A 9,280-nucleotide genomic window follows, 5' to 3' on the forward strand; every position below is an offset into this window, starting at 1 on the left:
ACTTGGAGCGCCTGCGTGACTGGTCGGTGCGGGCATCCGCCTCGCCCTATGGGTCCGGTGCCCTCGCCGGCAGCTCGCTCGGCCTCGACCCCGCCTTGGTCGCCCGCGAGCTTGGTCTGAGTGGCCCCACCGAGAACTCGATCGACGCAACGGCGAGCCGCGATGTTGTCGCGGAGTTCGCCTTCATCGCGGCGACGATCGGCATCAACCTTTCGCGGTTCGCTGAGGAGATCATCATCTGGAACACGAGGGAGTTCGACTTCGTCACCCTCGACGACGGCTATTCGACGGGGTCGTCGATCATGCCGCAGAAGAAGAACCCCGACATCGCCGAGCTTGCCCGCGGCAAGTCCGGCCGCCTCATCGGCAACCTGTCTGGCCTTCTTGCCACCCTCAAGGGTCTGCCCCTCGCATATAACCGCGATCTGCAGGAGGACAAGGAGCCCGTTTTCGACTCTGTCGAGACGCTCGAGGTCTTGTTGCCCGCCTTCACGGGCATGGTCGCTACCCTCCGTTTCAACACGGATCGCATGGCCGAGCTTGCCCCCCAGGGCTTCTCTCTCGCGACGGATGTTGCCGAGTGGCTCGTCAAGCAGCGTGTCCCGTTCCGCGAGGCGCACGAGATCAGCGGTGCCCTCGTCGCATTCTGCGAGAAGAATGATCTCGAACTGCACGAGGCATCCGATGCCGACTACGCCGAGATCGACCCGCGCCTCACGGGCGGGGTGCGCGAGGTCCTCACGGTTGAGGGTGCAGTCGCCAGCCGTGATGGGGTCGGCGGCACTGCCCCAGTGCGGGTGGCCGAGCAACTGGCTGAGCTAACGTCTCGGGTCAAGGCCTTCATCCCACAGGCATAGACGGGCGAAGTGAGGAGACGGATGTTCGATCGCGGTCTGCTCGCTCGCCCCGCCCTCGAGGTCGCGCCCCTGCTCTTGGGCGCACAGCTAATCAGCCGTGGTGTGACCTTGCGTTTGACAGAGGTGGAGGCATATCTCGGAGCGGAGGATCCTGGCTCGCATGGGCACCGCGGCAAGACTGCTCGGAACGCGGTTATGTTCGGTCCACCTGGCCACTTGTATTGCTATTTCACGTACGGCATGCACACTTGCTCAAACATTGTTACCGGGACGGAGGGAACCTCGTCAGGAGTTCTTCTGCGTGCGGGCGAGGTGATTGATGGGTTTGAGATTGCGCGGTCGCGACGCCACACCACTAAGGATGATGTTGATCTGGCGCGAGGTCCCGGGCGGCTCACCGTCGCTCTCGGCATCACTCTAAGTGACGACGGCCATGATCTGCGGTCGGGCGATATACGCCTCGAAATGGCGTCATCGCCATCTGCCTACGAAGCGGGACCGAGAACCGGTGTGTCTGGGCCCGGGGGCAGCGACTTGTTCCGTTGGCGTTTCTGGATACCAGGCAACCCCACAGTCTCTCCGTATCGCCGCAGCACCCGCCGCAAGGCCTGAAGTTGCGGGTCCTGGAGCCTTTTAGGTCTAGCGCGTCATCGTCGATGAGCGGCCTCCGCCGTGGTTGACATATCAGGTCCCTTCTGGGACCTATTAGATCTAGACCCCCTACGCCGCCGGGGAGGTAGGGTCTCGATCATGTCAGTTGATAAGGTCTCGTCCGCAGCAGTGCTGACGCGCGTCGGTGCCGCGGGTTGGGTGGGTTGGAGCACCCTTGCCATGACGATGGTCGCCAGCACCTTCGCGGCTTCTTTGCAGCGACGGGTGGGCATTTGTGCGACTGCAGGATTGGATAGTCCGCGTAGGTGGGTGTTTCGTCTTGTGCCGCTGGGACAAACCTGCGGCGACGAGCTAACGGTGAGAGAAGTAGTGCTCCAGGGCTCCGTGACAGCTATCGCCGCTCTCGCCGCGATAGCTGGCGTGTCAGCGCTTCTAGCCCTACTCTTGCGACGTCCGCCAAGCACCCAGCCCCTTATGGATGGATGGCTCCTACGCTGCATAGCTGGGGGAATTGTTCTTGCGCTTATGGCTGGGATATCACAGGCCGCTACTGGTTTCTATTTCGATCCACAGGGCGTGTCTCTGGGGATCGCTCTTGGCGTCAGCGTGGGATTCACCATGGGATTTCTAGGAACTGGCGTTGTTGGAGGGGTCGTTGCCGTGGTGAGGTATTCACACAGGTAGGTGATCGAGTACACCTAGTTAGCCCAAGCCCGGGATCCGACGGGGACATGCGCGCCGGGTACGCTCCTCTATGGTGCCCGGCGCGTTCCGTTTCGCACTCGGCCCTCGAAGTAGCACCGGTCCTCCTCGGAGTTGTGATCCGTAGGGGTGACGTCGTGGTGCGCCTCACTGAGGTTGAAGCGTATCTAGGTGTGGAGGATCCGGGGTCACACGCGTATCGCGGGATGACGCCACGAACTGAGGCGATGTTTGAGGAAGCCGGTCATCTCTACTGCTACCTGTCGCGGGGACTTCGTGACCGGGCCGAGGACGGGTGTGTCAGGTCCTGGCGGGAGCACGGAGATGTACCCGTGGCGGTTCTGGATACCGGGGGAGCCGGCTGTCTCCCCGAATAAGGCGCATCGGCCGAAGGGGGAGCCCTAGCGGACGGTGGCGAAGTGGCGGATTGTCCCGGTCAGCTAATCGTTCATGGGAGGAGAGGCTGCTCGCGTTAAGGTTCGAGACGCCGCCCTGGCCGACACAGGTTTCGCAAGCCCGTGCTCAGTCGTCGTACGGCTCCTCGTCGCGGGCTTGGGCGAGCGTATAGGTCTTCCAGCCGGTCGGAATCGGGTCGGTGCGTTCGACAAGGATGCCGGTGCCATCAGGGGCGTAGAAGTCCTCATCCATGGGCCGCAGCCCGTAGAGGGCCGCCATCTCGACCAGATGCTCATGCGTGAAGCGATCGGTCACTCGTTTGGATTCGGGGTTGCACACGCTGCCCAAAGGAAAAGGATTGTCGGGATCGTGGACCCAATCCCATTGCCGGGTGTTGGCGGCTCGGACGCCGATGGCGTGCCCGATCGGCTCACCTTCGCGCGGGATCTCATACATCTGAATCAACCTTCCCCCGTAAGACGCGTAACCGTCCGGCTTAACTGGCTGGTGGGGAATGTCGAAGATCGTCATTGTGGCGATGCGCGCCTGACCGAACCAGGCCATGGGCGAGAACGGATCAAGCCCACGCCGACCCGACGTGAACATCGCCGTCCACTCGGGACTGGCCGTCTGCAGAAAGAGAGTTCTCCGGTACTCGGGGTTCTCCAGCGGGAGGACATCATGGAGTAACCCTTCGAGCGAGTCCCTGTGGACCGTCCGGCGCCTTAGCGGATGACCGTAGTGCTTTTCGATATGCCGTCCCCGCACACCAAAGAGAAGCTCGTCCGCGCACTGCCCGGCAGGCGCATTGATGAAGAGCAGACACCCTGTGACAGGCAACCATCGTCCCTGCAGAAGAAGCCCCTTCGTGTATTCATCCCACGATCGAACTGCCATGCGCTACCCCGCCCCTTTTATTCGCACGTGCCGACGAGCTCAGTATGACCTGACCCATGGCATCCGGATCATTCATCTTGATACGAACCCTGTGTGCGTCACCCCGCCGGCTGTAAGTCAACGCGGGACTAGAGGTCTGGTCAGATCAACCCGAAAGGAGGTATCGATCTCGCTCGTGAGCGGAGACCCGCGGCCCGCAACGATGCTCAGTTGGCGATGGGCCCGGCCCGTCTCTGCGTCGCGCTGGGCCTGACGCTCGCCGACGGCGGCGCAGACCTGTCAGGTCCGGGCGGGGGAGACAACTTTCCGTGGCGCTCCTGGATTGACGGCGATCCGACGGTGTCGCCATATCGGGCGCACGTGCCGCGCACAAGGCAGCAGAAGGCAATAGATACATCCCGAGGATGACCCCGGATTGCATCCGTGGGCTGATGTGCGGCTGGATGCTCCCGGCGAGGCTAGAAGCATGATCCATTTCCAGCAGGGCCGCGTCGTGCTTGCCGCCCAGAATCTCGTTGTCTCCTACGCCGATCACACTGCCCTCGCGGGGGTGAGCCTGGCGATCACTGCGGGGGAGTCCGTCGCGATCATGGGGCCGTCTGGTTCGGGAAAGACGACGCTGCTTCACGCGCTCGCGGGCATCCTGCCTCCGAGCGGCGGAGACATCACGGTGTCGACAGGGCCAACGCCGCTGCGCCTTGCCGGTCTAGGCGAGTCTGAACGGTCTAGGTTGCGCCGCGAGGAGTTCGGCTTCGTTTTCCAGCAGGGCTTTCTGATCCCCGAACTCACCGTTGTCGAGAACGTCGCGCTCCCGTTGCTTATCGCTGGCCACGCCCGCAGGAGTGCCGAGGCGGATGCTTCCGTCTGGCTCGCGAAGCTTGGCCTCGCTGGCCTTGAGAAGCGCCGCATCGGCGAACTCTCGGGCGGACAGGCTCAGCGCGTGGCAATCGCTCGCGCCCAGGTCACGGGTGCCGGGGTGATCTTCGCGGATGAGCCGACCGGCGCCCTCGACTCTGTGACGTCGACCGAGGTCATGACGGCGCTGCTTGAGGTCACAGCGGATGGCAGCCGCGCGCTTGTCGTCGTGACGCACGACGAGCAGGTGGCCGCTCGGTGCTCGCGCATCATCCGGCTCCGTGACGGACGCCTGGACGTCGTCGATGCCACCTCCGAGGTGTCAGCATGACCGCGATCGTCGCACGCCCAGCGCAGGGCCGGCCATCCATGTCTCGCCTCGCGTGGATGTTCGCGCGGCCAAGCGCGGATAGCGCGGCAACTCTCGCGCTGCCGGCGGTGACCTTCGCGATCACGACGGCGCTGCTGCTCATCGTTACGGGCGGCACGATCATGTTCTGGCAGTGGCCGGAGTCGGCCTACTCGGAGCTCTATCGCATCCTCAGCGTGCTCGCCCTGGCGCTGCTGGTCATTCCGCTCGCCGGCCTAAGCGGGGCGGCGGCACGACTGTCTGCACGCCGCCGCGATGATCGCCTCGCCACGCTTCGACTTCTCGGCGCAACTCCCTCGCAGGTTGCGCGAATCACGGTGTTGGAGTCGGTGGTCGTTGCCGCAATGGGGGCGCTCGCAGGGGTCGTGCTCTACCTCGCAGCGACCCCGCTCGTCGGGCTGATCACTTTCAAGGGTGAGCCCATCGGGGCCGCTTCGCTTCTGGTGTCGCCTCTCGTCGTTCTCGGTGTTGTCGCTGGGGTCATTGCGCTCGCCGCAGTGAGTTCGATCGTGGGGTTGCGTCGCGTCGTGATCTCCCCACTGGGTGTTCGCATCAAGCAGAGCGCGCCTCGGCTGAGCTGGGTCCGGGGTGTCGTCGGCGTGGTTGTGATCGCCGTATCGACGGGAATCCTTGCTAGCTTGGGCGTTCTCCCCAGCATCGCTGCGGTTGCCGTTGCGCTAGGAATCGCTTTCGCGATCGGCGTTGCCGTTCTCAACCTGATCGGACCGTGGGTGATCGGGCTTATCGCCGGGATCCAGGCGAGCCGCGCGAAGGTCGCACACACGCTCATCTCGTCGCGCACGATCCTGGAATCCCCTCAGGCGGCCTGGCGCCAGGTCAGCGGTGTTGCAATGGCGAGCTTCGTCGCGGTCGTCGGCGGCACCGGGGTTTCCTATCTCAACGCGCTCGGCGCAGAAGGCGTCGAGGATGGCTACATGCTCGCGGATGTTCGCACGGGCATCCTGATCACGCTGGTCGGGTCGTTCCTCATGGTGGCCTGTTCCGTGGGAGTCAACCAGGCATCCGCGATCCTCGATCGCCGCGATCTTTACGTCAACCTCGATCGGGTCGGAATGCCGCGTCCCGTGATGGAGAAGGCGCGGGCGCGGGCAATCATGGCCCCGCTTCGGTGGGTGTCCCTGGGGTCAGCGATCATCGGCGGGATCATGATCTTCCCGCTCGCGGGTCTGACCCTCATCTTGGCACCGGCGTCTTTGCTCGTGATCGCTGGGGCGTTCGTGCTCGGGTTCGCCTTGGTTGGCTTGGCGACGCGGGTGACCCGGCCGATCCTCTCGCGAGTACTGGCGCAACCAGAGCGAGCATGATTCGCGGCGGCGGTTTCTTCGCCGAAAGGCCTAGAGACCGCCGCGAACGAGCAGCGAAATGGATGCTGCGGCGCAGGCCCAGAGAACGCTGGCGAAAGTGCCGATGATGAACCGCTCCTGAGCCTCGGCATCGCTCAGTTCAGTGAACCGGCCAACGCCCTTGATGGCCACGACGATGGCGATTCCTTCGGGAAACCCGGCGACGAGTGTTCCGGCGATCGCCGCCCGCTCAAGAAGCCCGATGGTGAGCCCTCCGCGCAGCACCTCGCGCCGACCGCCGTCGAGCAGAATCCCGCCGTGCACGCCGAAGGTGCTGGTGCCGCGAGTCGCGAGCTGCAGCACGGTGCTCGCTACTGGCCCTCCGCCCACGATGGCCAGCGCGATGCAGAGTATGCCCGTCACGATGGATAGCACGATCGTCGATCCGGGGGTCGGCGTTACGGCGACGATCACGGCCGCCACGAGAGCGATGGACGAGGCGAGGGTTAGATACCGGGAAGGTTTGAACCAGCTCACGAGGGCGGTGGCGAGAGCCGCCACAACACAGAGCAGCAGCAGAACCCAATAGATCAGGGCGGAGAGGATCAGCACGGTGCCTCCGGATGCCCGCTAGGGCGTTGTCGTCGTCACGGTCGTTGCGAGGTTCTCGAGGAGCCTAACAAGCGCTTTTCTCGCATCCTGTTCAATTTTCAGCGCGGCGACCCGGGCGCGGTCGCTCACTGCGGCGGCGGTGATGCCGAGAACGTGCGCCGCGTCGGCCTGGGTTGGTGCGGTGGTCAGAACGTCGTGGAGTTCCCATCCCTGTTCGCTTCTCCGCCGCAACAACTCGAGCAAGGGATCGAGCAGGGCTTGCGCATCGAGCGCCGTCGGCCAGGCATCGTCTGGCGAAGCCCCGCCGCGCACGGCGACGCGGGTCTGTCGTCGCTTTGCCGCCGTTACCGCATCTCTTGCGGCAATGAAGGCGTCGCCGGTTGCCTCGCCAACGCTGGTCGGCAGCGGGGTGCGCACGCTGCCCACGCCAATCCCGATGCTCCAGTTGCCCGTTCTCGCGAGCAGGATGGTGGCGTCGAGCATGGTTGCTGCGCTATTGGTCAGCAACTGGATTTCGTCGCCGGCGTTGCGATCGGCGGGCAGGGTGAGGGTGTCGCCGAATCGCTCGTTGATGGCGTCGCGCGCTGGGCCGACCAGGTCTTCACGCGCTCGGCTGCCACGCTGGTCGGCCGAAATGACAAACATCAGGCCCTCTTCCTTGATTTCCACAAATCAAGGCTACTGAACTAACATCCAGAAATCAAGTCTCCACACTTGACGAAGCGGCAAGGGGGGAACGCGCTGATACGGTGGATTCTGTGTCAGTAACCCCCGCGATCCTCGCGCACCAGAGCAACGACCCGGCCTTCCCCACAGTGTGGGACGAACTGAAGTGGCGCGGTCTTATTCACGTATCGACCGACGAGGCTCAGCTCCGAGAGCTGTTGGCCGGCCCGCCCATCACCTATTACTGCGGATTCGACCCGACGGCGCCAAGTCTCCACCTGGGAAACCTCGTGCAGCTGCTCCTCCTGCGTCGCCTTCAGCTCGCTGGTCACAAGCCCCTCGCCCTCGTCGGAGGATCGACTGGCCTCATCGGCGACCCCAAGCCCACGGCCGAGCGCACGCTCAACACCCCCGAAACGGTCAACGAGTGGGTGGGATACCTGCAGGGCCAGGTGTCGCGCTTCTTGTCGTTCGAGGGTGACAACGCCGCCCGGCTCGTCAACAACCTCGACTGGACGGCGCCGCTGTCGGCAATCGACTTCCTGCGCGAGGTGGGCAAGTACTTCCGTGTTGGCTCGATGCTCAAAAAGGATGCTGTCAGCGCCAGGCTCAATTCCGATGCCGGCATCAGCTACACCGAGTTCAGCTACCAGGTGCTCCAGGGCATGGACTTTCTCGAGCTGTACCGGTCATACGGATGCGTGCTGCAGACGGGCGGGTCGGATCAGTGGGGCAACCTCACGAGCGGGTCAGATCTCATCCACAAGGCTGAAGGGGCGAGCGTTCATGCGATCGGCACCCCTCTCATCACCAATTCCGACGGCACCAAGTTCGGCAAGAGCGAGGGCAATGCCGTTTGGCTCGACCCCGCTCTCACGAGCCCGTACGCGATGTACCAGTTCTGGGTCAACACCGACGATGCGGATGTTATCGCTCGGCTCAAGGTCTTTACTTTCCTGTCGCGTGACGAGATCGAGGGGCTTGAGCGGGCCGTCGCCGACGAGCCGTTCCGTCGGGAAGCACAGCGCACGCTGGCGTTCGAAGTGACCTCCCTCGTTCATGGGGTGGCTGCCACCGAGTCGGCGATAGCTGCGGCAGAGGCACTTTTCGGTCAGGGCGATCTGACCGCACTCGACGAGCCGACCCTTGTGGCTGCAATCGGAGAGCTTGCGCAAACGCAGGCGGATGAGCAGTCCACCGTCGCGCAGCTCTTAGTGGCAACGGGTCTCACCAAGAGCCTGGGGGAGTCGCGCCGAGCCATCGAGCAGGGGGGCGTTTACCTCAATAACGCCAAGGTCGCCGATGTCGACGCGGTGCTGGGAAGCGCCCTGCTGTTTGGCAAGTTCGCGGTGCTGCGTCGGGGCAAGAAGACTCTCGCGGGCGTTATCGCAGGGTAGTCAGAGGTGCGCTCGCTTACTATGGAGCCGCATCAATCGAGGGGAAAGCGTGAACGACCAGTCATCAAGCCAGGGGCAGACGCCTTCGTCGCCCACGGCGCAGGGCGGCGAACTCCGTCGAGACCGAAAGAGCCTCCGCGAGGCGGCACGAAACGAAGCCCGTCGTCCGGTTCTGGGTCGTCGCGCTGCGCCCGAGCCCGAACGTCAGCCCGAGCCCGAACGTCAGCCCGAGCCGGAACGTCAGCCCGAGTTTCAGTCTCAGCCCGAGTTTCAGTCGGGGTCTCAGACTCTGCCGGAGTCTCCGTCTCACGACGATCGCCAGACCCCGCCGGTTAGCGCTGCGCCGCTCGCGCAGCCCACGGCCGCGCGGTTCCCACCGGCACCGCCAGCAGTTCCGTCCGTGCCGATCTCGAGCTATCTGAGCGCGACGCCCGCGTTCGCGCCCACCCCTGCGGCCGCGGCCGAAACGATGGCCGACGCCTCGCGTATGCGGCGGGCGCCGGATGCTGCGACCGCGCAGGAGTCCTCATCGGTCGGCAGCTCGGCTTTCGAGCAACTCGGCATTGACATCAGCGACGAGACCGAAGAATCAGGTTCATCGCAGAGCGGGCC

Annotated in this window: 9 protein-coding genes and 2 pseudogenes; 8 read left to right on the plus strand and 3 right to left on the minus strand. The window is 64.3% G+C overall.

Annotated elements, in window-relative coordinates; translation table 11 throughout:
* The 3 genes and pseudogenes from argH to AC062T_RS11195 all read left to right on the plus strand — a co-directional run.
* On the plus strand, positions 1 to 857 hold an 857-nt coding region (gene argH / locus AC062T_RS11185; RefSeq protein ID WP_476030058.1), incomplete at its 5' end, for an argininosuccinate lyase.
* A gap of 21 nt (positions 858 to 878) precedes the next feature.
* Positions 879 to 1,469 carry a DNA-3-methyladenine glycosylase gene (locus tag AC062T_RS11190; RefSeq protein WP_476030060.1) on the plus strand — a complete coding sequence of 197 codons (591 nt, stop codon included), beginning with the start codon at positions 879 to 881 and terminating at the stop codon, positions 1,467 to 1,469.
* 731 nt (positions 1,470 to 2,200) lie between these two features.
* Positions 2,201 to 2,576 (plus strand): annotated as a pseudogene (locus AC062T_RS11195) (DNA-3-methyladenine glycosylase).
* A gap of 117 nt (positions 2,577 to 2,693) precedes the next feature.
* Here AC062T_RS11195 and AC062T_RS11200 read toward each other — a convergent pair.
* The gene (locus AC062T_RS11200; RefSeq protein ID WP_476030062.1) at positions 2,694 to 3,464 is read right to left on the minus strand and encodes a hypothetical protein; all 771 of its coding nucleotides are present in this window, start codon (positions 3,462 to 3,464) and stop codon (positions 2,694 to 2,696) included.
* 144 nt (positions 3,465 to 3,608) lie between these two features.
* Here AC062T_RS11200 and AC062T_RS11205 point away from each other — a divergent pair, with 144 nt between their 5' ends.
* Genes AC062T_RS11205 through AC062T_RS11215 form a run of 3 tightly spaced genes read left to right on the plus strand, consistent with a single transcriptional unit; the run spans position 3,609 to position 6,014 of the window.
* The gene (locus AC062T_RS11205) at positions 3,609 to 3,872 is read left to right on the plus strand and encodes a DNA-3-methyladenine glycosylase (RefSeq protein WP_476030073.1); all 264 of its coding nucleotides are present in this window, start codon (positions 3,609 to 3,611) and stop codon (positions 3,870 to 3,872) included.
* Positions 3,873 to 3,930: 58 nt separating this feature from the next.
* Positions 3,931 to 4,650, plus strand: coding sequence for an ABC transporter ATP-binding protein (locus AC062T_RS11210; RefSeq protein WP_476030064.1), 720 nt, complete (start codon positions 3,931 to 3,933; stop codon positions 4,648 to 4,650).
* A complete protein-coding gene (locus AC062T_RS11215; protein ID WP_476030065.1) occupies positions 4,647 to 6,014 on the plus strand; it encodes an FtsX-like permease family protein in 1,368 nt (455 codons plus the stop codon). The genes AC062T_RS11210 and AC062T_RS11215 overlap by 4 nt, the downstream gene beginning before the upstream one ends.
* 30 nt (positions 6,015 to 6,044) lie before the next feature.
* Here the strand turns inward: AC062T_RS11215 and AC062T_RS11220 are convergent, their stop codons facing one another.
* The gene (locus AC062T_RS11220) at positions 6,045 to 6,605 is read right to left on the minus strand and encodes a hypothetical protein (protein WP_476030067.1); all 561 of its coding nucleotides are present in this window, start codon (positions 6,603 to 6,605) and stop codon (positions 6,045 to 6,047) included.
* Positions 6,606 to 6,623: 18 nt separating this feature from the next.
* Positions 6,624 to 7,274: a DNA-binding protein gene (locus AC062T_RS11225; protein WP_476030069.1), complete on the minus strand. Its 651-nt coding sequence runs from the start codon at positions 7,272 to 7,274 to the stop codon at positions 6,624 to 6,626.
* An 89-nt stretch (positions 7,275 to 7,363) separates the two neighbouring features.
* Between AC062T_RS11225 and tyrS the strand changes: the two genes are divergently transcribed.
* Entirely contained in the window at positions 7,364 to 8,668 is a 1,305-nt protein-coding gene (gene tyrS / locus AC062T_RS11230) for a tyrosine--tRNA ligase (protein WP_476030071.1), read from the plus strand.
* 49 nt (positions 8,669 to 8,717) lie between these two features.
* A pseudogene (locus tag AC062T_RS11235) lies at positions 8,718 to 9,280 on the plus strand (hypothetical protein); the annotation flags it as partial.

The organism is Homoserinimonas sp., from assembly GCF_056262345.1.

Bases quoted from the DNA above. Each gene is read 5' to 3' on its own strand.
- AC062T_RS11210 (WP_476030064.1), top strand. From the start codon at position 3,931: ATGATCCATTTCCAGCAGGGCCGCGTCGTGCTTGCCGCCCAGAATCTC.
- AC062T_RS11200 (WP_476030062.1), bottom strand. From the start codon at position 3,464: ATGGCAGTTCGATCGTGGGATGAATACACGAAGGGGCTTCTTCTGCAG.
- AC062T_RS11190 (WP_476030060.1), top strand. From the start codon at position 879: ATGTTCGATCGCGGTCTGCTCGCTCGCCCCGCCCTCGAGGTCGCGCCC.
- AC062T_RS11215 (WP_476030065.1), top strand. From the start codon at position 4,647: ATGACCGCGATCGTCGCACGCCCAGCGCAGGGCCGGCCATCCATGTCT.